This window comes from Pseudomonas sp. GD03862 (assembly GCF_029840855.1).
Lineage (GTDB): Bacteria > Pseudomonadota > Gammaproteobacteria > Pseudomonadales > Pseudomonadaceae > Aquipseudomonas > Aquipseudomonas alloputida.
Genome location: NZ_JAOCDI010000014.1, coordinates 43,936 through 68,157 on the forward strand (window position 1 = coordinate 43,936; position 24,222 = coordinate 68,157).

Here is a 24,222-nt window from a genome sequence, read left to right on the forward strand (position 1 = left end):
AAAACTGCGCTTTTCTCGGGCGCAACGCCTGACGAACGCCCGTATAATGCCGGCCATTATGGGCCGTCGCTGTCACTGGGGGAACCGGTGTATGATCGCGCGCGCTCATGCCCCACTGCCAGGCCGCTGGCCCCTGCTCTTTCCAGGATTCGTTCATGTTCAAGGCTTTGCGTTACTTCGGCTGGCCCCTGCTTACCGGCATACTGATCGCCATGCTGATCATCCAGCGTTTTCCGCAATGGGTCGGGCTGCCCAGCCAGGACGTCAACCTGCAGCAAGCGCCACAGACTACCCGGATCATGCAAGGCCCGGTGTCGTACGCCGACGCCGTGACCCTGGCCGCCCCGGCGGTGGCCAACCTGTACACCACCAAGGTGGTGAACAAAAGCGCCCACCCGCTGTTCGAAGACCCGCAGTTCCGCCGCTTCTTCGGCGATAACCTGCCCAAACAGCGCCGCTGGGAATCAAGCCTGGGTTCGGCGGTAATCATGAGCCCAGAGGGCTACCTGCTGACCAACAACCATGTCACCAGCGGCGCCGACCAGATCGTCGTAGCCCTGAAGGATGGCCGCGAAACCCTGGCCCGCGTGATCGGCAGCGACCCGGAAACCGACCTGGCGGTGCTGAAGATCGACTTGAAGAACCTCCCGGCGATCACCATCGGCCGTTCCGACACCATTCACATCGGCGACGTGTCGCTGGCCATCGGCAACCCGTTCGGCGTCGGCCAGACTGTGACCATGGGCATCATCAGCGCCACTGGCCGCAACCAGCTGGGGCTGAACAACTACGAAGACTTCATCCAGACCGACGCGGCGATCAACCCGGGCAACTCCGGTGGCGCGCTGGTGGATGCCAATGGCAACCTGATCGGCATCAATACCGCGATCTTTTCCAAGTCCGGTGGCTCGCAGGGCATCGGCTTCGCCATCCCGGTAAAACTGGCACTGGAGGTGATGAAGTCGATCGTCGAACACGGCCAGGTGATCCGTGGCTGGCTGGGTATCGAAGTGCAGCCACTGAGCCAGGAGCTGGCAGAATCGTTCGGCATGAAGGACCGCCCAGGCATCGTGGTGGCGGGTATCTTCCGCGAAGGGCCAGCGGCCAAGGCCGGGTTGCACCTGGGTGACGTGATCCTGAGCATCAATGGCGAGCCGGCCGGCGACGGGCGCAAGTCGATGAACCAGGTAGCGCGGATCAAGCCCAACGAGAAGATCACCATCGAGGTGATGCGCAACGGGCAGCAGTTGAAGCTGATCGCCGAGGTGGGGCTGCGGCCGCCACCGGCGCCGGCTGCGAGCCAGGAAGAGAAATAAATCCAGGGCCGCTTTGCGGCCCTTCGCGGGCACGCCCGCTCCCACAGGAATTACGCAGGCTCCAAAGCAAGCGCTAAACCTGTGGGAGCGGGCGTGCCCGCGAAGGGCTGCCGCGCAGCCCAAACAGCATCAATGCAGGATCTGGCTGAGGAACAACTTGGTCCGATCACTGCGCGGCCGGTCGAAGAAGTCATCCGGCGCGGCCTGCTCCACAATCTCGCCCTTGTCCATGAAGATAACCCGGTTCGCCACGGTACGGGCAAAGCCCATTTCGTGGGTCACGCAGAGCATGGTCATGCCATCCTCGGCCAGGCCCACCATGGTATCGAGCACTTCCTTGACCATTTCCGGGTCCAGTGCCGAGGTCGGCTCGTCGAACAGCATGATCTTGGGCTTCATGCACAACGCGCGGGCAATGGCCACACGCTGCTGCTGGCCGCCAGACAACTGGCCAGGGTACTTGTGTGCCTGCTCCGGAATCCGCACACGCTCCAGGTAGTGCATGGCAATTTCCTCGGCCTTGCGCCGTGGCATCTTGCGCACCCACATCGGCGCCAGGGTGCAGTTCTCCAGGATGCTCAGGTGCGGGAACAGGTTGAAGTGCTGGAACACCATGCCCACCTCGCGGCGGATGGCCTCGATCTGCTTGAGGTCGTTGGTCAGCTCCACGCCATCGACCACGATGCGCCCTTGCTGGTGCTCTTCCAGGCGGTTAAGGCAGCGGATGGTGGTGGACTTGCCCGAGCCGGACGGCCCGCACAGCACGATGCGTTCGCCCTGGCGCACGTTCAGGTTGATGTCCTTGAGCACATGGAACTGGCCGTACCACTTGTTCACACCCTGCATCTGGATGATGCCTTCGGGGCCAGCAGGCTGCTTGATCGCTTCACTCATTTCGAAACTCCTAACGCTTGTGGCCAGTGTCCAGCTTGCGCTCCAGATGCATGGAGTAGCGGGACATACCGAAACAGAAAATCCAGAACACCAGGGCGGCGAACACGTAGCCCTCGGTGGCCATGCCCAACCAGGCAGGGTCTGCGGCTGCTTGCTTGACGCTGTTGAGCAGGTCGAACAGGCCGATGATGATCACCAGGCTGGTGTCCTTGAACAGGGCAATGAAGGTGTTGACGATGCCGGGGATCACAAGCTTCAGCGCCTGCGGCAAGATCACCAGCCCCATCGAGCGCCAGTAGCCAAGGCCCATGGCCGCGGCGGCTTCGTACTGGCCCTTGGGGATGGCCTGCAGGCCGCCGCGCACCACCTCGGCGATATACGCCGACTGGAACAGGATCACACCGATCATCGCCCGCAGCAGCTTGTCGAAGCTCATGCCTTCTGGCAGGAACAACGGCAGCATCACCGACGACATGAACAGTACGGTGATCAGCGGTACGCCCCGCCAGAACTCGATGAAGGTCACGCACACCACTTTCACGGCCGGCATCCTCGAACGCCGGCCCAGTGCCAGCAGGATGCCCAGCGGCAAGGCGCCGACGATGCCCACGGTGGCGATCACCAGGGTCAGCATCAGCCCGCCCCACTGGCTGGTCGGTACGCTTTCCAGGCCCAGATACCCCCCGTGCAGCAGGGTGTAGGCCAGCACCGGGTACAGCACCAGGAAGCCCAGGCCGTAGAAGGCCTTACGCGGGAAACGCTTGATGAACAGCGGCGCGGCGCCGAGCACGGCAAGCCACACGGTCAGGTCCACACGCCAGCGCAGTTCAGTCGGGTAATAACCGTACATGAACTGGCCAAAGCGCTGCTGCACGAACACCCAGCAGGCGCCTTCCTTGGTGCAATCGGCGCGCGTGGTGCCAACCCAGTTGGCATCGATCAACGCCCACTGCAGTAACGGCGGCACGATCAGCCACACCAGGTAGATGGCGAACAGGGTCAACAGCGTGTTGAGCCAGCTGGAGAACAGATTGGCACGCATCCATGCGAGCACGCCGACGGTTTTCACCGGTGGCGGCATATCGGGTTTGAAAACATGGGCATTCACGGGCGTATCCTCACCGCTCGATCAGCGCAATGCGCTTGTTGTACCAGTTCATCAGCAGCGAAATGCTGATGCTGATGGCGAGATAGACACTCATGGTGATGGCGATCACCTCGATGGCCTGGCCGGTCTGGTTGAGCACGGTACCGGCGAACAGCGAGACCATCTCCGGGTAGCCGATACCGGCCGCCAGCGAAGAGTTCTTCGCCAGGTTCAGGTACTGGCTGGTCAACGGCGGAATGATCACCCGCAGTGCCTGGGGGATGATCACCTTGCGCAGGGTCGGGCCCTCGCGCAGGCCCAACGAGCGAGCCGCTTCGGTCTGGCCATGACTGACCGAACGGATGCCGGAACGCACGATTTCGGCGATGAAGGCTGCCGTATAGATAGTCAGCGCCAGGGTCAGCGCCAGCAGCTCGGGGATCAGCACCCAGCCCCCGACGAAGTTGAAGCCCTTGAGCTGCGGCATGTCCCAAGTTACCGGGCTGCCGAACAAGAGCACGCTCAGGCTCGGAATGGCGATGAACAGCAGCAGCCCCGCCCAGAACTTGTGGAACGGCACGCCGGTCTCGTTGAAACGCTTGTTGGCGTAGCGCACCATCACGGCAATAGCGGCAATGGCCAGCGCCAAAGCCACCACAAATGGCCAGAAGCCATCGGCCATGGACGCGCCAGGCATGTTCAAGCCACGGTTGCTGATGAAGAACATGTCCTCGATGTTGATGCTGCCCCGCGGTCCCGGCAGGGTCAGGAACACAGCGAAATACCAGAACAGGATCTGCAACAACGGCGGAATGTTGCGGAAGGTTTCCACATAGACGGTCGCCAGCTTGTTGATCATCCAGTTCGGTGACAGGCGAGCCACACCGATGATGAAGCCCAGTATCGTCGCCAGAATGACGCCGATGAAGGTCACCAACAGCGTATTGAGCAGGCCGATGACGAACACCCGCGCATAACTGTCGGATTCCACATAGGGGATCAGGTGCTGGGCGATACCGAAGCCGGCACTGCGGTCGAGGAAGTCGAAGCCCGAGGTGATGCCCCGGTGTTGCAGGTTGGTTTGCGTGTTGTGGAACAGGTACCAGCCCAGGCCGACCACGAAGACGATCGTGAGGATCTGGAACAGCCACGCGCGCACACGCGGATCGTTAAGGGACAAGCCCTTGGGTGCGCCGATTTGATTTTGCATGAAGTGCCCCGGACAGTAGGGATTCGAACAGCCTGCGGCGGCGGGATGCCGCCGCAGGGTGCAGCCATCAGCGCACTGGAGGCGCGTACTGGATGCCGCCGTTGTTCCACAGGGCGTTCATGCCACGGTCGATCTTCAAGTCAGTGCTCTGGCCCAGGTTCTTCTCGAACACTTCGCCATAGTTACCCACTTGCTTGACGATCTGCACTACCCAGTCTTTGGGCAGCTTGAGGTCCTTGCCATACTCGCCATCCGCACCCAGCAGTCGAGCGACATCCGGGTTCTTGGTGGCCTTGGCCTCGGCCTCGACGTTCTTGGAAGTGATGCCCGCCTCTTCGGCATTGAGCATGGCGAACAGGGTCCACTTGACGATGCTGAACCACTCCTCGTCGCCTTTACGCACTACCGGGCCCAGCGGTTCCTTGGAGATGGTTTCCGGCAACACCACGTATTCGGTCGGCGCGGCCAGTTTGGAGCGCTGGGCGAACAGTTGCGATTTGTCCGAAGTCAGCACGTCGCAACGGCCAGACTCCAGCGATTTGGCGCTCTCGTCAGAGGTGTCGAAGGTAATCGGGGTGTACTTCAGGCCATTGGCGCGGAAGAAGTCCGAGACGTTCAGCTCGGTGGTGGTACCGGCCTGGATGCAGATGGTCGCGCCATCGAGCTCTTTGGCGCTGGAAACGCCGAGCTTCTTGTTGACCAGGAAGCCGACGCCGTCATAGTAGGTGACACCCGCGAACACCAGGCCCATGCCGGCATCGCGCGAGCTGGTCCAGGTGGTGTTACGCGACAGCACGTCGACCTCACCCGACTGCAGGGCAGTGAAGCGTTCCTTGGCGTTGAGCTGGCTGAACTTGACCTTGGTGGCATCGCCGAACACGGCGGCGGCCACGGCACGGCAGACATCGGCATCGATGCCGACGATCTTGCCCTGCGCATCAGGTACCGAGAAGCCTGGAAGACCGTCGCTCACGCCACACTGGACGAAGCCCTTCTTCTTTACCGCATCGAGGGTGGCGCCGGCCTGGGCAGTGCTCACGGCGCCCAGCGCGGCGGCAGCGGTCAGGACTGCCAGGGTGGTTTTCAACATCTTCATTCACAACCTCCAAATCGCTCTTGTTGTATCGAGCCGGAATTGCACCGCACCCTTTTGAGGCGTATCCGACCCGTATTGGCTTGTTATTGGGTCAATTGGCGCAATGGACTGTTCTGTGACAGCCTTCGCGTGCAGAGGGTGTTACCGTCACGGCCTGCCCTTTGCATCACAGGTGTAGTTGCAAACCGCGTACCAAATTTTCTGGCTGTAGCGTTTAAGCGCTCGTCAAGTAGGAAAAGTTGTATCGTTGCGACATTCTTTTTCCGACAATCATTTCCGGTGCTTTCTTTTCACGCACGCCATAACAAGACCCGCACACTTTCGGAGCAGTCATGACCAACCCGCTGATTCTCGAACCACAGAAAACCGCTGACGCCTGTGTGATCTGGTTGCACGGTCTGGGGGCCGACCGTTACGACTTCCTACCTGTGGCCGAATTCATGCAGGAGCGCTTGCTCAGCACACGCTTCATCATGCCCCAGGCACCGACCCGCCCCGTGACCATCAACGGCGGCTATGCCATGCCCAGCTGGTATGACATCAAGGCCATGACCCCGGCCCGTGCCATCGACGAAGCGCAGCTGGAAGAATCTGCCGAGCAGGTGGTTGCCCTGATCAAGGCCGAACAGGCCAAAGGCATCGACCTGACGCGGATCTTCCTGGCCGGCTTCTCCCAGGGCGGCGCGGTGGTGCTGCACACTGCCTATATAAAGTGGCAGGAAGCACTGGGCGGGGTGATCGCCCTGTCCACCTATGCCCCCACCTTCAATGACCAGCACCAGTTGAGTGCCTGCCAGCAACGCACCCCGGCCCTGTGCCTGCATGGCGTGCATGACTCGGTGGTCATCCCGTCCATGGGCCGTACCGCCTTCGAGTACCTGAATACCTGGGGCGTCGCTGCCCGCTGGTACGAATACCCGATGGAACACGAAGTGGTGGTCGAAGAACTGAACGATATCCACGACTGGCTGAGCAAGCAGCTGCAATAGGCAGCCTCGCTTGTAGTTGTGGGCGTATTCCGCTACGCCGCGCCCGGATCTTGCATTACACTGCCCGGCGTACATTCCTTAATCAGTTGATGAGACGACCGTGCTCAAAGCACTCAGAAAAATATTCGGCAAGGGAGAGGCCGCGCCACAAGCCGCCGCTCCTGCTGCCAGCGTGACGCCGGAAGCCCAGCCCGCGGCAAAACCGGCCGCACCACATGCCAACCCCGCCCCCAAGGCCGAGCAACCTGCCGCCGCGACGCCACCTGCCGAACAACCGGCCAAGGACAAACCGCGCCGCGAACGCAAGCCCAAGCCACAGGCCAGCCTGTGGAAGCCCGAAGACTTTGTGGTCGAGCCACAGGAAGGCAAAACCCGCTTCCACGACTTCAAGCTGTCCAACGAGCTGATGCACGCCATCCACGACCTGGGCTTCCCGTACTGCACGCCGATCCAGGCGCAGGTCCTGGGTTACACCCTGCGTGGCCAGGACGCCATCGGCCGGGCCCAGACGGGTACCGGCAAGACGGCCGCCTTCCTGATCTCGATCATTTCCCAGTTGCAGCAGACGCCACCGCCTAAAGAGCGCTACATGGGCGAGCCGCGCGCGCTGATCATCGCGCCCACCCGCGAGCTGGTGGTGCAGATCGCCAAGGACGCCGCTGCCCTGACCAAGTACACCGGCCTGAACGTGATGAGCTTCGTCGGTGGCATGGACTTCGACAAACAGCTCAAAGCCCTGGAAGCGCGCCACTGCGATATCCTGGTGGCTACCCCGGGCCGCCTGCTGGACTTCAACCAGCGCGGCGAAGTGCACCTGGACATGGTCGAGGTGATGGTGCTTGACGAAGCCGACCGCATGCTCGACATGGGCTTCATCCCCCAGGTCCGCCAAATCATTCGTCAGACACCGCCGAAAAGCGAGCGCCAGACCCTGCTGTTCTCCGCCACCTTCACCGACGATGTGATGAACCTGGCCAAGCAGTGGACCACCAACCCGGCCATCGTCGAGATCGAGCCGGAGAACGTGGCCAGCGAAACGGTGGAGCAGCACGTGTATGCGGTGGCCGGCAGCGACAAGTACAAACTGTTGTACAACCTGGTGACCCAGAACAAGTGGGAACGGGTGATGGTGTTCGCCAACCGCAAGGACGAAGTGCGGCGCATCGAGGAAAAGCTGGTACGCGACGGTATCAATGCGGCCCAGCTGTCGGGCGACGTGCCGCAGCACAAGCGCATCCGAACCCTGGAGAGCTTCCGCGAAGGGCGCATCACCGTGCTGGTGGCCACCGACGTGGCCGGGCGCGGGATCCATATCGATGGCATCAGCCACGTGATCAACTTCACCCTGCCGGAAGACCCTGACGACTACGTGCACCGCATTGGCCGTACCGGCCGTGCCGGCACCAGTGGTGTATCGATCAGCTTTGCCGGTGAGGATGACTCGTATCAGCTGCCGGCGATCGAAGCGCTGCTGGGGCGCAAGATCAAGTGCGAGATGCCACCGGATGAACTGCTCAAGCCGGTGCCGCGCAAGCATCACTGACCTTCAGCGGGCTACATGCGCCCTGTGGGAGCGGCCTTGTGCGGCCCAATCGCCACACAAGCCCCCCTGTAGGAGCGGGTTTACCCGCGAATACGGTAGTGGCGGCAACGGTGAACGGCGGGTGGAGATTGGCCAGCAGGCCCGGCCCTTTCGCGGGTAAACCCGCTCCTACAGGCGACCGGTGGCGCCTTGATTACCAGCGCCCCGCCGCATCCTGGTCACTCTGCCGCCCCTCCACCCACCTTGGCCCTTCCTGGGTATTCTCCTTCTTCCAGAACGGCGCCCGGGTCTTCAGGTAGTCCATGATGAAGTTGCAGGCATCGAACGCCGCCTGCCGATGGGCACTGGCCACCCCCACGAACACAATCGGTTCGCCCGGCTCCAGCGCACCGATGCGGTGCAGCACCTCCACCTTCAATAGCGGCCAACGCTGCTCGGCCTCGACCACGATCTTGGCCAGGGCCTTTTCGGTCATGCCCGGATAGTGTTCGAGGAACATCCCCGCCACTTCGCGGCCATCGTTGAAATCCCGCACATAGCCGACAAAACCGACCACCGCGCCCACGCCCACATTGGCTGCATGCATGGCATTGGTCTCAGCCCCCGGGTCGAACGCGCCTTCCTGCACTCGCACAGCCATGTTCAGCCTCCGGTCACCGGCGGGAAGAACGCCACTTCATCGCCCTCTTCCAGCGGTTCATCGAGCTTGCACAGCTCTTCGTTGCGCGCGCACATCAGGTTCTGCTCGGCCAGCACTTCATACTGCCCGCCCTTGGCTACCAAGGCCTGGCGCACATCATCGAGCACCTTGAACGCCCCCTCCACCCGCTCGGCATCCACGCCCAACAGTTCGCGGTAACGGGCGAAGTACATCACCTTGACCTTCATCACGCCTCCACCTTGTAATGGCCACTCTTGCCACCGAGTTTTTCCAGCAGGCGCACCTGCTCGATGACCATACCTTTATCCACAGCCTTGCACATGTCATAGATCGTCAGCGCGGCCACGCTGGCGGCGGTCAGCGCCTCCATCTCCACACCGGTCTGCCCGGCCAGCTTGCAGCGGGCGACGATACGCACGGCATCCTGCCCCTCGGCGCTGAGCTCGACCTTGACGCTGGTGAGCATCAGCGGGTGGCACAGCGGAATCAGGTCGCTGGTTTTTTTCGCCGCCTGTATCCCGGCAATGCGCGCCACGGCGAACACGTCACCCTTGGGGTGTTCACCGTCGACGATCATCTGCAAGGTCTGCGGCAACATGCGCACCCGCGCCTCGGCGGTAGCCTCGCGCTCGGTCACGGCCTTTTCAGTGACGTCGACCATGTTGGCCCGCCCCTGGGAATCAAGATGTGTCAGCACTGCTCTGCTCCTGTGAAGGGAACCCAAAGTTTAAACCTGTAGGTCAGGTTTTTGCAGAAAAAATTCGCCTTTGAGAATCGCACGTAACCTGTGAAAAAACATTCAAGACTATGGATGTTCGTTAGTGCGTAAAGAACATTCAACCTCATGAAATAAAAGCACTTATTACCACGGAAAACTCCTACCCTTCTCGTAGAACTTTCCTACACCTCCACGCGATTGACTTTCAATGCATGGAAATTATTCTTACCTACGAAGTCAATCAGACTTCCACAACCAAACGAGGAACTAACAATGAAAAAAATCACATTGCAGAGCCACCTCAGTGCTTTGTCCAACAATGCCTATCATATCCTTGTTGCTCGATTTGATCATGTACAAGCGTTGGTAGACTAAACCCACAACCTGGGCAGTGCGCGGCTGCCCAGGACTTAATGAAATGAAAACGAGCAGATAATGAAAAAATACAAGATCAATGAAGACGTCATTTTTACGATTAAAAAAGGCGTATTCGCACTATGGAATTTGACAAATGGCGAGCAATACCAAATTTACGACCATAAATATCTCGATAGGATTTACGAATTAACAACATTTTCGGAGCCCCGAGCCGCCGTTGACAATATCGATGAAGACCTTATAGATGCCGGCATCCTAGAGTTAGCAACGACAAAAACCGATTTTGAAAAACCACAACAATGGGGATGGGACGAAATCGCAAAAATATTCCATTTAGGCACTAAACACAATTTCCCCTGCGACCTCTCCAAGGATTCAGAAAACCCAGAGGCTGCCTATGTTGACTTTTGCGAAAGTATCGCAGCCAACATGCCTTCGATTCACATAGAGCGAGATGGAGCCATAACAAACTTACCAAACCCAAGTTTACTGCAGCTTGAAGCATCACTATTGAACACATTAAAAAATAGAAAAACCAGCCGCCACTTTAAAAACATAGAAACCGACGTACATATTGTTTCCGACTTACTATTCGCGACCTTTGGCAAGTTCCACGGTGACACTCATGAAGACGCATTAGCCAGACGTGGAATCAAAACTATTGGCTATAGGCGCTCTTCACCTAGCGCTGGATGCCTGCAAGCCACTGAAGCTTATCTGATTGCACTCAATGTAAAGGGGCTACAGAAAGGTATTTACCATTACAGACCACAAGACCATTCACTGTCCCTCGTTAAGCATGACATTGTCGACCTGAGTAAAACATTATGCCATCAGACATTCGCAACAGAGGCATCCTTCCTGATTGTAATGACGTCTAGATTTGACAAGCTCTGGTGGAAATATCCTCATTCAAGAGCCTACCGCTCCGCTCTACTGGACGTTGGCCATCTTTCTCAGACCTTCAACTTATCCGCAACCGCGTATAAGTTAGACACATGGCTCAGCGGATACTTTATCGACGACATGCTTAACAAACTGTTGGAGGTAGACGGTATAAACGAACACTCCATCTTCGTCATGGCTAGCGGCGCTGGCTATTCAGACCCTATATCTCCAAATATGCAAAAACTAATTTAGGAGCTAGGCGTGTTATATGAACGATAGCCAACAGCACTGCGAAGCCTCCGAAATCGAACGGAAAAAAGGTGATGATTTTTTCATCAATCAACATCTTAGCCTTGCAGCAGACGCTTATAAGAAAAGCCTCGAACTCGACAACCATAACATTAAGACACTTAACAATCTCGGCGCCCTTCACGAACAACTTGGAGAAATAGAAAGGTCCACCGAGCTATATAGAAGAGCCTGCTCGCTACTAAATAGCGGAACAAAGAATGCTGACATTTACTACAAAAATCTGGCTCGTGCATGCACTACTACAAAAGATATATCACTGGGTATCTGGGCATACGAAAAAGCTATAGAGACAGAAGGCAACGCTTGCTATGAGACCGCAGTGAAATATCTCGACCTGCTATCCAACGCTTACGTAAGCAGCCACAACAGGAGGACACTAATAACTCTAGAAAAAATTTACACGATCGAAAAAATTGACCTTGAATTATTGTCACACCTTTACTATAGAAATCTACTGACAGAGTCAACAGTAGATACATCCCTCCCCTATTGGCCTTCTATACTGGCAACGCATCTTTTCGAAAAGGAATTTTCACTTCAACTTCTAACCACCCACATCATAACCAATCCTATACTTGAAATATTACTTGAGCGATCGAAAGCACACTTAGCTCAGATCGATAAAAAAAATAACATGTTGCTTTCCACAGTTATTGACGCTCAACATCACTTATCGCAACACGCTTTCAACACAGACCGGAGTGAGTTCAACCAATTCATTTCAAACAAACAGACCACATCAAAATTAGCTATCCAAAAACCGAGAGGACAAAACCGCTCACTTAATAAGCTTGTCCACAAAGCCTCTTTAGACCCTCTAAGGTCATTCTACGAATCAAACCCTTATCCTAAGTGGACATATTTACCAAATCACACACCTGGCACGATTTATGATTACCTTTATAGAACCGGGTTAAACAATAAAAAAAATCCTTCGCGCAAGATTAAGATACTCATTGCCGGTTGCGGTACTGGCCGCCATGCAATTCAGATGGCTCTCAACTATCCAGACGCTGAAATATATGGAATAGACATAAGCTTATCAAGCCTGAGATATGCAAATTTCATGAAACAAAATCACAACATTGAAAACGCCAAGTTCATACACTGCAGCATATTCGACATAGCAAATCTCAAAATAAAGTTTCACATAATTGAGTGCATTGGAGTCTTACATCACTTTAAGCAACCTCATAAAGGCATCAAACCTTTATTAATGGCACTCCATAAAAACGGAATTCTAAAACTAGGCCTTTATAGCAAAATAGCCAGAACCCCCATTGACACATTAAAAAACAAATGCACCGAACATAACATAACGTACTCTCCAAAAAATCTCACAGCAATCAGAAGGCTTGCGGTCACTCAACATCCAGAAGAGCTGGAGAGCATCATCTGGTCGAGAGACTTTTACTCTCACCAAGGGTGCATGGATCTCTTATTCAACCCCCATGAAGATAATTATACCCTAAAAAGAATCTATGACCTCCTTCAAACCTACAATCTAGACTTCTGTGGGTTCGAAAACAATTTAATTCAAGCCCCCTCCTTTACTAAATTCAATAGTAGAACAGACTTGAAATCCCTCCTGCGGAAGTGGCACTTATTCGAAGAAACAAACCCCACAACATTTTCAAACATGTACCTATTCTGGGTTAAACCAAGGAATAACCATGCGAATCCTAAGCTATAACATCGGTCACGATGGTCAGATTTGTCTAATTGAAAACGGCAATTTAATATTCAGTTACGAAGCTGAAAAAAACAGCAATCCGCGGTACTCAGCCAATTCCCCTAGCGACCTATTAAAAGCTCTTACAACGATCAACAATGAATATGATGCGATCGCTGTAAGTGGGTGGGCGAAGGGACATGACCCACGAAATAGTCCGATCGACGGGGGATACCTTGGGCTAGACTACAATATCGAACAAAACAGCAATACGACATCAATATACTGCAGCCACGAACTTTCGCACATCATATGTTCTTACGCACTATCAAAACACGCTGACATCAGTGACTGTTATGTACTTTTATTGGAAGGCTTTATTGGCAACCTCTACTACATCAACAAAGACCTACATGTACAACTCCTTCAAAATATTATTCAAAGCCCTGGCCTTAGATACTCCTTCGCATTTGGAATTGCTGACCCTCACTTCAACCTTCCTAAAGGATATTGCCGCCTGGGTGACGCTGGAAAAATGATGGCGCTTGCTGGTCTTGGTGAAAATTCTCAAACGAGCAGCGACGAACAACACATGCTCGACTATCTAATCAATTGTTCCTCTCCGATAGATACTTTTTGTAAAGCAGACTTTATAACCTCTAAATACTATAATATAGGGCCGCACACTCAACCCTTCTGCAATCTTGCAAGAAAAATATCCAACACATTATTCGAGCATATAAAGTCAAAAACACTACCACACATAACAAAGAGAATCCCATTATTAATTTCTGGCGGGTGTGGATTGAACTGCGACTGGAACAAACAATGGGAAGATTGCGGCTTGTTTTCGGATGTTTTCGTACCTCCATGCACTAATGACACCGGTGTGGCTATCGGGGCAGCTGCGCTTGCGCAAAAACTTTTGACTGGACGATGCGGCCTAAACTGGAGCGTCTACTCGGGTCAGCCTTTCTTACATAATCGAAGTTCTACTAGCTCCTCCTACAATTCATCCTCACTCCAACTCCATATAATTTGTAAAAAAATTCTTGCAGGTGAAATAGTCTGCTGGGTGCAAGGGCGTTGTGAAATCGGGCCGAGAGCGTTAGGAAACCGCTCGATTTTGGCATCCCCGTTCTCTAAAGTCACCACTCAAAAACTGAACAAAATAAAAAAAAGAGAAGATTACCGACCTGTAGCTCCCATTTGCTTAGAGCAAGATGCTCCGCTGCATTTCGAAGACTGTAAAATTAGCAAATATATGCTGTCATTCTACAAAGTTATTAATACAAGACTCCAAGCTATTACTCACGCAGACGGCACCGCTCGTGTTCAGACCGTAGCCTATGAGGATAACCCCACACTCTACACCCTCTTAGCGACATTTAAAAAAATTAGTGGCATCGGTGTCTTATGCAATACATCACTCAACTTCAGTGGTGCAGGCTTCATCAACAATAGATCTGATTTAGAGAAATTCTGCACGAACAACGATATTTCTACATTCGTCATTGACGACATGATGTATACAAAAGCGGAGTAATGATAATGCAAAGGTTGGCAACCAGCCAGTATTTCTACCTGTACGGAATACGGCTATGTAGCTCTGCTACCGTATGGCTTGACTTTATTCTAATATTTTCTACGCTCACTTTTATATTTAATGCACAAGCACAAACTTTAGCACTTGCGGCAGCGCTTTATGGCCTGCCCTCGCTCATATTGGGCCCATACATTGGATCATTACCAGACCGCTATTCACCACGCGCAATAGTAGCAGTCAGTTTTTGTATTAGAGCAATTACCGCGACCTGTCTTTCACACGCTGTAGATTTGAATATATTTTTATTCTTTATAACCCTAAAGGGCCTATCAAACTTAGGTTCAACTCCAGCTGAGATCGTACTAACAGCTAGGCTATTACCCCCTGAAAGCATAATAAAAAACACGTCACTAGTTAGTATCACTGATCAGACCATAAAAATAATAGCACCACTTGCCGCTGGATTATCAATCAGCTGGAGCAATAGTACTTACGGCTTCTTAATTTCTGCAGCCATCAGCATCAATGGATTGTTTTTTGTCTGGCTATTGAAGTCAGGAGATATACACACCGGTAGACGCGGAAAAACAAAACAACAATCCAACCTACGCGAGGTGATCAATTTTTTTGTCTCTCAGACGACTGTTCAAGCATTTCTATTATGCATGCTTATTCAATCGACGGCCTTGGGCATCTATGACTCTCTGCTAAGCCTTTTTATGAAGGAGCTGAGTTTAAGCTCTACTTCTTTCGGTCAAGTAGTGAGCGCGACGGCAATCGGGGGGATTATTGCTGGACTTGCTTTCCCCAGACTTTACCGACGACATTTTTTAGTTTGTGCGACAGTCGCCTCATCAATTTTTGGCGTTTGCTTATGCATTGTAGCCATTGCGGGTTTAAATCCTGAAATAGTTAAACCTCACTCATTCCCGATTCTCTTTCTGATCGCAGGCTTTGCTTATGGACTCACCTCTCAAGGTTTCACTTCCACTCTCCAAATTAAATGCCCAAGTAAAATTCTAGGAAGAGCATTTTCCACTGCGAGAAGCTGTTCAATTTCCTTATTCATTGTCCTGCCAGCCGCAGGCGCATGGTTAGCAGGCATAACGAGTACAGCCAGCGTCATCATGACAGCTGGATTGCTGACACTCATCAGCGCTGGCATTTTACACATCTACTATCTAGCACATGAAACACTCGGTGCCTCGTAAAAAGTTGCAAGCCTGTAAACAGGCTTGCAACTGAGAGCATCACTCTTACAAATGCGACTCGGCGTACTCGGCCAGCACCGAGCGAGGCACGCCCTGCAGGGTGATGTGCACGCCGTGGGGGAAGTCCTTGAAGCGCTCGGTCAGGTAGGTCAGGCCCGAGCTGGTCGCGGACAGGTAGGGGGTGTCGATCTGCGCCAGGTTGCCCAGGCAGACCACCTTGGACCCGGAGCCGGCACGGGTGATGATGGTTTTCATCTGGTGCGGCGTCAGGTTCTGGCACTCGTCAATCAGGATCAGGCTCTGCTGGAAGCTACGGCCACGGATGTAGTTCAGCGACTTGAACTGCAGCGGCACGCGCTCAAGGATGTATTCGACGCTGCCATGGGTACTTTCGTCATCCATGTGCAAGGCTTCGAGGTTGTCGGTGATGGCGCCCAGCCACGGCTCCATCTTCTCTGCTTCGGTACCCGGCAGGAAGCCAATCTCCTGGTCCAGCCCCTGCACGCTGCGGGTGGCGATGATGCGCCGGTAGCGCTTGCTGACCATGGTCTGCTCGATGGCCGCAGCCAGCGCCAGGATGGTTTTACCGGAGCCGGCGGCGCCGGTCAGGTTCACCAGGTGGATATCCGGGTCCAGCAGGGCGAACAACGCCAGGCTTTGGTGAATGTCGCGTGGTTTCAGGCCCCAGGCTTCCTGGTGCAGCAACGGCTCCTGGTGCAGGTCGAGCAGCAACAGTTCGTCGTCACGAATGCCCTTGATCCACCCGACGAAGCCCTGCTCATCGATGATGAACTCGTTGACGTGCACGGCTGGCAGGTTGTCGATCATCTGCACCCGATGCCAGGTGCGGCCGCGCTCCTGGCGGGTATCTACCTTGCTCACGCGGTCCCAGAACGAGCCGGTGACCGAATGGTAGCCCTTGGACAGCAAGGACACGTCATCGACCAGTTGGTCGGTGCTGTAGTCCTCAGCCGCTATACCGCAAGCGCGCGCCTTCAGGCGCATGTTGATGTCTTTGGTGACCAGCACGACGTCCAGGTCGGTGCGCCGGGCCCGGACTTCGAGCAACTGGTTGATGATGATGTTGTCGTTGAGGTTTTCCGGCAGTAGCTTGTTCGGCTCGTTGCGCGGGGTCATCAGGATGGACAGGAACCCCTTGGGGCCGCTCTTGTTGCGCTGGATCGGTACGCCCTGCTCGACATCGCTGGGCGAAGCGTCACCGAGGGTCTGGTCTATCAGGCGGATGGCCTGGCGGCATTCGGCGGCGATACTCTGTTTGCCGGTCTTGAGCTTGTCGAGTTCCTCCAGCACCGTCATCGGGATGGCGACATGGTGCTCCTCGAAGTTCAGTAACGCGTTAGGGTCGTGAATCAGGACGTTGGTATCGAGCACATACAGGATTGGCTTGCTGGAGGAAGGGTTGCGTCCTTGGTCATCCATACTCGGTCACCTTATGTCGAAGCCACACGGCGTGGTCTGTTACGCCGCAGAGTGACTGCCGCTGTCCCCGTATCCGCGTTGTTACGGGCGGGAAGCGAACCTGGCTAGGTGGGCCTGGATGACGCCACCTGTGCTGCAGGAATCGGCTGTCTGGTTTCTTCATACCGCAAAAACCATGACCGAAAAAAGCACTTTTACGCATTTTTGAAGTTTATTTTTCCGATTGACGAAGAGGCCTTGGCGCCACCGTCAGAGGGGACTACGCTCAGAAGTCATACCCTCTATTCGCGGTATCCATATTCCCGGCAATCCTCCCAGCCGATGCCGCTTTGCGCGGTATTGCGCAACAGCCAATCCACCGCCGGCTGCGCCTTGGGAAGGCTGTCATGAAACTGGATCACGCCCTTGCGCCACAACAGCATCAGGGTCAATACGCGCTGTGCGGACGCCTCTGCGCTCAATGCACCGTCATCCTGGGCATCGATGTCCCACAACGATACCCGCAACTGCTGGCGGGCCATGAACGCCTCGCCGTCAGCCCGGCGCTGGCCATAAGGTGGGCGGAACAGCGGCACGTACTGCTCGGGCAGATCAGCCTGCACCCGCGCCTGGCTGCGCCGCAGCGAATCCTGCCAGTCGGTCCACTGCGCATGGGAGCGGTATTCCCACCCCTGGATACCCACGCACTGCCCGTCATAGAGCTGGCGCAAGGCGTTTGCCGCCGCGCCATCACGGCGTTGCTGCAAGCGGTTACCGAGCGTGAAGAACGTGCCTTCGAGCTTTTGTCGGCGCAGGTAGTCGGTGAGTAGATCCGTACTGCCCCCCTCGGGCCCGGGCCCGCCGACGAAGGTCAGCAGGAACATGCGATCGTTCAGTTCGTCACCCTTGCGCTCACGCGAAGACAACCGCTCGATTTCGCTGCTGGTCTGCGGCAGCAACGCCGCCTTGCGCAGTTGCTCATCCAGGTAGCGGACATGGAACTGGTGGCTCGGCTCGATCCAGCCGGTATAGAACGCACCGACATCGGCAGCGAACGTCGCCGCTTGTGTACGCAACTCCGCCATGGACGTAACCGGGTAGCAGAATGATGCGTCCTGCTCACAACTGCGCTGCGCCTGTTGATAACCCTCCCACAACCGCTGCCACATGCGCGCACGAACCTGGCGCACCTTCTGCAGGTTGATCTGCCGCAACCCCAGCCGGGCCGCCAGGCTTGCGTCATCCAGCAACTCGCTTTCGTGCAGCACTTGGGCGAACGAAAGGATTTCTGCCCGAGAGGCCACGTCGAACAGCGCCGGGCTGTCCAGCTGTTCGGGCCACAGGCTGCGGTCCAGGCTGACCTGGGGTGAAGGGGCGGCTTGCACGGCCAGGCTCAGCAGGCCGGCCAGCAAGGCAGAAGCAATGCGCACAGTGGAAGGCTCCGCAACGGCAAAACGCGAACTATAGCGCCTGCACCGACCATGGGCTGTGACTATCGTCGCCATAGTTTGGACTTGTACCGCCCACCCCGTAGAATCCTCGGCCAACGATGCCAGGAGCCGACCCGATGCTGACGGTGATTTCCCCCGCCAAGACCCTCGACTACGACACCCCGCCAGTGACCGAGCGTTTCACCCTGCCCCAGTACCTGGATGAATCCCAGGCCCTGATCCAGCAGCTGCGCGAACTGTCGCCGGCGCAGATCAGCGAGCTGATGCACCTGTCCGACAAGCTCGCCGGCCTGAATGCGGCGCGCTTTGGCAGCTGGACCCCAGACTTCACCCCGGCCAATGCCAAGCAGGCGCTGCTGGCGTTCAAGGGTGACGTGTACACCGGCCTCGATGCCCAGAGCCTGAGTGAAGACGACTTCAGCTACGCTCAGGGCCACCTGCGCATGCTCTCGGGCCTATATGGCCTGCTGCGCCCGCTCGACCTGATGCAGCCCTACCGCCTGGAGATGGGCACCAAGCTGGCCAACGCCCGCGGCAAGGACCTGTACGCCTTCTGGGGCACGCGCATCAGCGAATGGCTGAACCAGGCCCTGGCCGACCAAGGCGATGACGTGCTGTTGAACCTGGCCAGTAACGAGTATTTCAGTGCAGTGAAACGCAGTGCACTGAAGGCCCGGGTGATCAACGTCGACTTCAAGGACCAGAAAAACGGCCAGTACAAGATCATCAGCTTCTACGCCAAGAAAGCCCGCGGCATGATGAGCCGCTTCGTCATCCAGCAGCGCATCAGCACCCCGGAACAGCTCAAGCAGTTCGATGCTCAGGGGTACTACTACAGTGCCGAGCAGTCCAAGCCGGACCATTTGGTGTTCCTGCGCGATCACCCCTCGGAGTGACCCTGCCCCTTCACGGCCAAACCCGCTCTTACAGGTAATGCGCTACCTGTAGGAGCGGGTTCACCCGCGAAGAGGCCAGCAGCTCTGCCCCCCTCTCTGCCCTGCAACAGGGCACGCTGCAAACCGCCATCACGCCACGAATCCGACGCCAAAAATCCAGCGCACCCACCTTTATCGCCAAACGCCATAAGACCGTTCATACCTTTTTTGACGAATTCTGAAAAAATTTTTCAGATGCTGGCATAAAAATATCTCGCAACAGTTACGTCCTTGATACACGGGGGTGAAACACCCGCGTGCTATCAATTTGAAACTGTCCGCAACTGAATAAATATTTAGAAATCTTTCATTCGAGTGAAACTGGCTCAGGAACTTCTGCCGAAGCCAATCGCTCATAGTGCCGTAACGATTTTCCTGCCTACGGGCTGTGAGAGATGACTTACAGATGACAGCGGCGGGTATCCACTGCCCGCCATGAGAAACTCGACAGGTATTACGGAAACCCCCGAAGACCTTGTCCATGCAGGAGAGACGCGCCCCTTAAAAATCGTCCTAGTGGTTGATTTCAAAGGATTTATTCACTTGAAAAAACAAGCACAGCAACGCGCCAAGTAGCGCATTGCAATAAAGACGGCTGCATTTCAGGGCACGTTTTTTAATATATGGCTATTGAGTGCCAACTTTGAGTGCATAACTTTTTGCGCTCCGGATTTATTTTGCCTGCGCTCGGCGAAGTGTGCATTCGCCATGGATCCGTGCGCCCGAAAACTGTTGTTAATCAACCCAGCCCGGCTCTCTGCGGAGGCGTCGGCGTGATAAACACATGAGGTGATAGCGATGCGTATCAGCATCTTTGGTTTGGGTTATGTGGGTGCAGTCTGTGCAGGCTGCCTGACGGCGCGTGGCCATGAAGTGATCGGTGTGGACGTGTCCAGCACCAAGATCGACCTGATCAACCAGGGCAAGTCGCCCATCGTCGAACCTGGCCTGGAAGCACTGCTGCAACAGGGCATCGCCAATGGCCGTCTGCGCGGCACTACCGACTTCGCCGAAGCCATCCGTGCCAGCGATGTGTCGATGATCTGCGTGGGCACCCCCAGCAAGAAAAACGGCGACCTGGGCCTGGAGTACATCGAGTCCGTGTGCCGCGAAATCGGCTACGTGCTGCGTGACACCACCCGCCGTCACACCATCGTGGTGCGCAGCACCGTGCTGCCTGGCACCGTCAAGAACGTGGTCATCCCGATCCTGGAAGATTGCTCGGGCAAGAAGGCCGGTGTCGACTTCGGTGTGGCGGTCAACCCGGAATTCCTGCGTGAAAGCACCGCCATCAAGGACTACGACCAGCCACCGATGACGGTCATCGGCGAACTGGACAGCGCCAGCGGTGACATCCTCCAGGCCCTGTACGAAGAACTCGACGCCCCGGTCATCCGCAAGCCGATCGAAGTGGCCGAGATGATCAAGTACACCTGCAACGTATGGCACGCCACCAAGGTCACCTTCGCCAACGAAATCGGCAACATCGCCAAGGCAGTGGGCGTCGATGGCCGCGAAGTGATGGACGTGGTCTGCCAGGACAAGGTCCTCAACCTGTCCCAGTACTACATGCGCCCTGGCTTTGCCTTCGGCGGCTCTTGCCTGCCCAAGGACGTACGCGCCCTCACCTACCGCGCCGCCAGCCTCGATGTCCGTGCACCGCTGCTCGACTCGCTGATGCGCAGTAACGAATCGCAGGTGCAGAACGCCTTCGAGCTGATCGAAGCCCACGACAAGCGCAAGGTCGCCCTGCTGGGCCTGAGCTTCAAGGCCGGCACCGACGACCTGCGCGAAAGCCCGCTGGTGGAACTGGCCGAGCGCCTGATCGGCAAGGGCTACCAGCTGGACATCTACGACGAGAACGTCCAGTACGCCCGTGTTCACGGCGCCAACAAGGACTACATCGAGTCGAAGATCCCGCACGTGTCGTCGCTGCTCAACGCCAACTTGCAGCAGGTGATCGACAACGCCGACATCATCGTCCTCGGCAACCGTGACGAGCAGTTCCGTGCGCTGGCCCTGCAAGCGCCAGCCGGCAAGCAGGTGATCGACCTGGTCGGCTTCATGAACAAACCGACCAGCACCACCGCCCGTACCGAAGGCATCTGCTGGTAAGTGCCCGGCCGGGCAGCGATGAGGCACTCGACAAGAGCCGCCTCCTCGCTGCCCACCCTTTCCCGAATTCTCGACGGATGCTGAACATGCAAAGGCTCCAGACAGTGCTGTTGCAGTGCGCCGGGTGGCTGCTCTACATGAGCCTGCTCATGCTGATCGCCCTGGCCCTGCCAGCTGATATCTTCGACTCGCAGTCGAAGCACTTCATCTTCCTGGTCGGCGCAGTCGGCATCTGGCGCTACTCCATGGGCGCCACCCATTTCATCCGCGGCATGATCTTCCTCTACGGCGTGTACCCGTACCTGCGCCGCAAGGTGCAGAAAATGGGTAATGCCACCGACCCGTCGCATGTCTACCTGATGGTCACCAGCTTCCGTATCGAAGCGCTGACCACCGCCCAGGTGTACAGCTCGGTGATCCGCGAGGCGATCAACTGCGGCTTCCCCACCACCGTGGTCTGCTCGCTGGTGGAAATGTCCGATGAACTGCTGGTCAAGAGCCTGTGGGCCAAGTACAACCCGCCGGCCCACGTGAAGCTGGACATCGTGCGTATCGCCGGTACCGGCAAGCGTGATGGCCTGGCCTACGGCTTCCGCGCCATCTCGCGCATGCTGCCGGACGAGAACGCCGTGGTGGCGGTGATCGACGGTGACACCGTGCTGGCCGACGGCGTGGTGCGCAAGACCGTACCGTGGTTCAAGCTGTTCCCCAATGTGGGCGGCCTGACCACCAATGAATTCTGCGAAGTGCGCGGCGGCTACATCATGAGCGAGTGGCACAAGCTGCGCTTCGCCCAGCGCCACATCAACATGTGCTCGATGGCCCTGTCCAAGCGCGTACTGACCATGACCGGGCGCATGTCGATGTTCCGCGCCAGCGTGGTGACCAACCCCGAGTTCATCGCCGACGTCGAAAGCGACTCGCTGATGCACTGGCGCCTGGGCCGCTTCAAGTTCCTTACCGGGGACGACAAGTCCAGCTGGTTCAGCCTGATGCGCCTGGGCTACGACACCTTCTACGTGCCGGACGCCGCCATCAACACGGTCGAGCATCCGCCGGAAAAAAGCTTCCTCAAGGCCAGCCGCAAGCTGATGTACCGCTGGTACGGCAACAACCTGCGGCAGAACTCACGGGCATTGGGCCTTGGCCTGCGTCGCCTGGGGCTGTTCACCAGCATCGTGTTGTTCGACCAGCGCGTGTCGATGTGGACCAGCCTGCTGGGCCTGACCGTGGCGGTGATCGCCAGCCTCAAGTTCGGCATGGCCTTCTTGCTGGTGTACCTGCTGTGGATCGGCATCACGCGCCTGATCCTCACCATCATGCTGCTGTGCTCCGGCCACAACGTAGGCCCAGCCTACCCGCTGATTCTCTATTACAACCAGATCATCGGCGCGCTGATGAAGATCTACGTGTTCTTCCGCCTCGACAAGCAGTCGTGGACGCGTCAGCCCACTGCCCTCAAGCGTGACCTCGCCAGCTTTCAACAATGGTTCAACACCTGGTCCTCGCGGACCATGACCTTCTCGGCTGCCAGCATCTTCGTTGCTGTGCTGTTCATGGTCGTGTGAGCCCAACCCGGATCGGATCTAACAGGAACAAACCACCATGAATACCGCCGTGAACGTCAATGTCGTGCATGAGTCCGAAGCCCAGCGCCAACACGCCCGGGTACGCATTCCCGCCAAGCTGCGGTTCCTGGACGCCCAGCGCCAGGTCCACGAAGTCAAGGTCGAAGACCTTTCTGCCGGCGGCCTGAGCTTCCACGCCAAGCAACCGCAGTCGGTGGGCGATGTGCTGCGCGGGCGCCTGCAGTTCGTGGTCGACAACCTGGGCCTGTCGATCGACATCGAGTTCCAGGTGCGCTCGTACAACCCGGACAATGGCCGTATCGGTGCGCAGTTCCAGAACCTTGAACCTCGCGACATCGCCACGTTGCGGCACATCATCACCAGCCACCTGTCGGGTGAGCTGATCAGCATCGGCGACGTACTCAGCACCCTGCAGCGCGACAACTTCACCAAGGCGCGCAAGCAGAAGGACGGTGGATCGGGCCTGAGCGCCTTCGGCCGCTTCAAGGCAGTCACCGTCACACTGGGCGTGTTCGTGGTCGGCGTTGCGGCCTTCGGCTTCGTCGCCAAATCGTTGTATGGCATGTATTTCGTCAGCCACGCCGAAGCCGGTGTGGTCGCAGTGCCGACCACCAACGTCACCATGCCGCGCGACGGTACCGTGAGCAGCCTGGTCGAAAGCGGTGGGCAGATCGCCAAGGGCGCGCCATTGGCCAGCTTCACCACCAGCATGCTGGACATGCTCAAGGGCAACCTTGAAGACGCACAGCTGGAGCCGGCGAAGATCGAGGAACTGTTCGGCAAGCAGCTGTCCGGCACCCTCACCAGCCCTTGCGATTGCGTGGTCGCGCGCCAGTTGGTGGACGACGGCCAGTACGCCGCCAAGGGCCAGCCAATCTTCCAGCTGATCCCACGCACCACCACCCCGATGGTCGAGGCGCGCTTCAGCTACCGCCAGTTCGACGAGGTCAAGCCGGGTACCCGGGTCAACTTCCAGGTGGCCGGCGAAGACGAAGTGCGCACCGGTCAGATCGTCAGCAGCACAAGCCTCAACAGCGAAGACCTGTCCTCCGACATCCGCGTGCAGATCAAGCCAGACAGCGGCCTGCCAGCCGAACTGGCCGGCCGCCCGGCCTCGGTCAACAGCGACCGTGGCCCATCGCTGAACTGGCTGATCGACAAAGCCGTGGCCCGTGGCCTGTGAGGGACGGAC

Annotated in this window: 20 protein-coding genes; 11 read left to right on the plus strand and 9 right to left on the minus strand. The window is 56.7% G+C overall.

Annotated features, from left to right (window positions below):
* Positions 1–155: 155 nt before the first annotated feature.
* A complete protein-coding gene (gene algW / locus N5D53_RS11725; protein WP_014592300.1) occupies positions 156–1,316 on the plus strand; it encodes a Do family serine endopeptidase AlgW in 1,161 nt (386 codons plus the stop codon).
* A gap of 129 nt (positions 1,317–1,445) precedes the next feature.
* Here the strand turns inward: algW and N5D53_RS11730 are convergent, their stop codons facing one another.
* From N5D53_RS11730 to N5D53_RS11745, 4 genes are all read right to left on the minus strand, one after another.
* A complete protein-coding gene (locus N5D53_RS11730) occupies positions 1,446–2,210 on the minus strand; it encodes an amino acid ABC transporter ATP-binding protein (RefSeq protein ID WP_003251792.1) in 765 nt (254 codons plus the stop codon).
* Between the two features lie 10 nt (positions 2,211–2,220).
* The gene (locus tag N5D53_RS11735) at positions 2,221–3,318 is read right to left on the minus strand and encodes an amino acid ABC transporter permease (protein WP_010952426.1); all 1,098 of its coding nucleotides are present in this window, start codon (positions 3,316–3,318) and stop codon (positions 2,221–2,223) included.
* A gap of 10 nt (positions 3,319–3,328) precedes the next feature.
* A complete protein-coding gene (locus N5D53_RS11740; protein WP_190870000.1) occupies positions 3,329–4,507 on the minus strand; it encodes an amino acid ABC transporter permease in 1,179 nt (392 codons plus the stop codon).
* Positions 4,508–4,574: 67 nt separating this feature from the next.
* Entirely contained in the window at positions 4,575–5,603 is a 1,029-nt protein-coding gene (locus N5D53_RS11745) for an amino acid ABC transporter substrate-binding protein (RefSeq protein ID WP_010952424.1), read from the minus strand.
* Positions 5,604–5,935: 332 nt separating this feature from the next.
* Here N5D53_RS11745 and N5D53_RS11750 point away from each other — a divergent pair, with 332 nt between their 5' ends.
* Both N5D53_RS11750 and rhlB read left to right on the plus strand, forming a co-directional pair.
* Positions 5,936–6,592: an alpha/beta fold hydrolase gene (locus N5D53_RS11750; RefSeq protein ID WP_010952423.1), complete on the plus strand. Its 657-nt coding sequence runs from the start codon at positions 5,936–5,938 to the stop codon at positions 6,590–6,592.
* A 100-nt stretch (positions 6,593–6,692) separates the two neighbouring features.
* Positions 6,693–8,135 carry an ATP-dependent RNA helicase RhlB gene (rhlB, locus tag N5D53_RS11755; protein WP_190869999.1) on the plus strand — a complete coding sequence of 481 codons (1,443 nt, stop codon included), beginning with the start codon at positions 6,693–6,695 and terminating at the stop codon, positions 8,133–8,135.
* 193 nt (positions 8,136–8,328) lie between these two features.
* Here the strand turns inward: rhlB and moaE are convergent, their stop codons facing one another.
* From moaE to moaC, 3 genes are read right to left on the minus strand one after another with little or no spacing between them, the layout of a single operon-like run.
* Entirely contained in the window at positions 8,329–8,775 is a 447-nt protein-coding gene (gene moaE, locus N5D53_RS11760; protein ID WP_010952421.1) for a molybdopterin synthase catalytic subunit MoaE, read from the minus strand.
* Positions 8,776–8,777: 2 nt separating this feature from the next.
* Positions 8,778–9,023, minus strand: coding sequence for a molybdopterin converting factor subunit 1 (moaD, locus tag N5D53_RS11765; RefSeq protein ID WP_003251777.1), 246 nt, complete (start codon positions 9,021–9,023; stop codon positions 8,778–8,780).
* Positions 9,023–9,493 (minus strand): cyclic pyranopterin monophosphate synthase MoaC, encoded by a 471-nt coding sequence (moaC, locus tag N5D53_RS11770; RefSeq protein WP_003251775.1) that lies wholly within the window; start codon positions 9,491–9,493, stop codon positions 9,023–9,025. Before moaC ends, moaD begins: the two co-directional genes overlap by 1 nt.
* A 456-nt stretch (positions 9,494–9,949) precedes the next feature.
* Here moaC and N5D53_RS11775 point away from each other — a divergent pair, with 456 nt between their 5' ends.
* From N5D53_RS11775 to N5D53_RS11790, 4 genes are read left to right on the plus strand one after another with little or no spacing between them, the layout of a single operon-like run.
* On the plus strand, positions 9,950–11,032 hold the full coding sequence (locus N5D53_RS11775) for a SagB/ThcOx family dehydrogenase (RefSeq protein ID WP_104962528.1): 1,083 nt from the start codon (positions 9,950–9,952) through the stop codon (positions 11,030–11,032).
* A 16-nt stretch (positions 11,033–11,048) separates the two neighbouring features.
* Complete coding sequence (locus tag N5D53_RS11780) at positions 11,049–12,785, plus strand: class I SAM-dependent methyltransferase (protein ID WP_256597878.1); 1,737 nt, start codon at positions 11,049–11,051, stop codon at positions 12,783–12,785.
* Complete coding sequence (locus N5D53_RS11785; RefSeq protein ID WP_104962529.1) at positions 12,766–14,310, plus strand: carbamoyltransferase C-terminal domain-containing protein; 1,545 nt, start codon at positions 12,766–12,768, stop codon at positions 14,308–14,310. The genes N5D53_RS11780 and N5D53_RS11785 overlap by 20 nt, the downstream gene beginning before the upstream one ends.
* A 5-nt stretch (positions 14,311–14,315) precedes the next feature.
* Positions 14,316–15,521 (plus strand): MFS transporter, encoded by a 1,206-nt coding sequence (locus N5D53_RS11790; RefSeq protein ID WP_266023125.1) that lies wholly within the window; start codon positions 14,316–14,318, stop codon positions 15,519–15,521.
* Positions 15,522–15,566: 45 nt separating this feature from the next.
* On the opposite strand, the gene N5D53_RS11795 is transcribed toward N5D53_RS11790, so the two are convergent.
* Complete coding sequence (locus tag N5D53_RS11795; RefSeq protein WP_003251772.1) at positions 15,567–16,961, minus strand: PhoH family protein; 1,395 nt, start codon at positions 16,959–16,961, stop codon at positions 15,567–15,569.
* Positions 16,962–17,242: 281 nt separating this feature from the next.
* A complete protein-coding gene (locus tag N5D53_RS11800; RefSeq protein ID WP_014592303.1) occupies positions 17,243–18,370 on the minus strand; it encodes a polysaccharide deacetylase family protein in 1,128 nt (375 codons plus the stop codon).
* A gap of 137 nt (positions 18,371–18,507) precedes the next feature.
* Here N5D53_RS11800 and yaaA point away from each other — a divergent pair, with 137 nt between their 5' ends.
* From yaaA to N5D53_RS11820, 4 genes are all read left to right on the plus strand, one after another.
* Complete coding sequence (yaaA, locus tag N5D53_RS11805) at positions 18,508–19,287, plus strand: peroxide stress protein YaaA (RefSeq protein ID WP_104887081.1); 780 nt, start codon at positions 18,508–18,510, stop codon at positions 19,285–19,287.
* Positions 19,288–20,124: 837 nt separating this feature from the next.
* On the plus strand, positions 20,125–21,441 hold the full coding sequence (locus N5D53_RS11810) for a UDP-glucose/GDP-mannose dehydrogenase family protein (RefSeq protein WP_004577139.1): 1,317 nt from the start codon (positions 20,125–20,127) through the stop codon (positions 21,439–21,441).
* Between the two features lie 86 nt (positions 21,442–21,527).
* Positions 21,528–23,009 (plus strand): glycosyltransferase family 2 protein, encoded by a 1,482-nt coding sequence (locus N5D53_RS11815; protein ID WP_003251762.1) that lies wholly within the window; start codon positions 21,528–21,530, stop codon positions 23,007–23,009.
* A 37-nt stretch (positions 23,010–23,046) separates the two neighbouring features.
* Entirely contained in the window at positions 23,047–24,213 is a 1,167-nt protein-coding gene (locus N5D53_RS11820) for a PilZ domain-containing protein (RefSeq protein ID WP_070384331.1), read from the plus strand.
* Positions 24,214–24,222: the final 9 nt, after the last annotated feature.

Bases quoted from the DNA above. Each gene is read 5' to 3' on its own strand.
- N5D53_RS11810 (WP_004577139.1), top strand. From the start codon at position 20,125: ATGCGTATCAGCATCTTTGGTTTGGGTTATGTGGGTGCAGTCTGTGCA.
- moaE (WP_010952421.1), bottom strand. From the start codon at position 8,775: ATGGCTGTGCGAGTGCAGGAAGGCGCGTTCGACCCGGGGGCTGAGACC.
- N5D53_RS11780 (WP_256597878.1), top strand. From the start codon at position 11,049: ATGAACGATAGCCAACAGCACTGCGAAGCCTCCGAAATCGAACGGAAA.
- N5D53_RS11730 (WP_003251792.1), bottom strand. From the start codon at position 2,210: ATGAGTGAAGCGATCAAGCAGCCTGCTGGCCCCGAAGGCATCATCCAG.
- N5D53_RS11790 (WP_266023125.1), top strand. From the start codon at position 14,316: ATGCAAAGGTTGGCAACCAGCCAGTATTTCTACCTGTACGGAATACGG.
- yaaA (WP_104887081.1), top strand. From the start codon at position 18,508: ATGCTGACGGTGATTTCCCCCGCCAAGACCCTCGACTACGACACCCCG.
- N5D53_RS11745 (WP_010952424.1), bottom strand. From the start codon at position 5,603: ATGAAGATGTTGAAAACCACCCTGGCAGTCCTGACCGCTGCCGCCGCG.
- N5D53_RS11815 (WP_003251762.1), top strand. From the start codon at position 21,528: ATGCAAAGGCTCCAGACAGTGCTGTTGCAGTGCGCCGGGTGGCTGCTC.
- N5D53_RS11785 (WP_104962529.1), top strand. From the start codon at position 12,766: ATGCGAATCCTAAGCTATAACATCGGTCACGATGGTCAGATTTGTCTA.
- N5D53_RS11740 (WP_190870000.1), bottom strand. From the start codon at position 4,507: ATGCAAAATCAAATCGGCGCACCCAAGGGCTTGTCCCTTAACGATCCG.
- N5D53_RS11775 (WP_104962528.1), top strand. From the start codon at position 9,950: ATGAAAAAATACAAGATCAATGAAGACGTCATTTTTACGATTAAAAAA.
- N5D53_RS11795 (WP_003251772.1), bottom strand. From the start codon at position 16,961: ATGGATGACCAAGGACGCAACCCTTCCTCCAGCAAGCCAATCCTGTAT.
- N5D53_RS11820 (WP_070384331.1), top strand. From the start codon at position 23,047: ATGAATACCGCCGTGAACGTCAATGTCGTGCATGAGTCCGAAGCCCAG.
- algW (WP_014592300.1), top strand. From the start codon at position 156: ATGTTCAAGGCTTTGCGTTACTTCGGCTGGCCCCTGCTTACCGGCATA.
- moaD (WP_003251777.1), bottom strand. From the start codon at position 9,023: ATGAAGGTCAAGGTGATGTACTTCGCCCGTTACCGCGAACTGTTGGGC.
- N5D53_RS11750 (WP_010952423.1), top strand. From the start codon at position 5,936: ATGACCAACCCGCTGATTCTCGAACCACAGAAAACCGCTGACGCCTGT.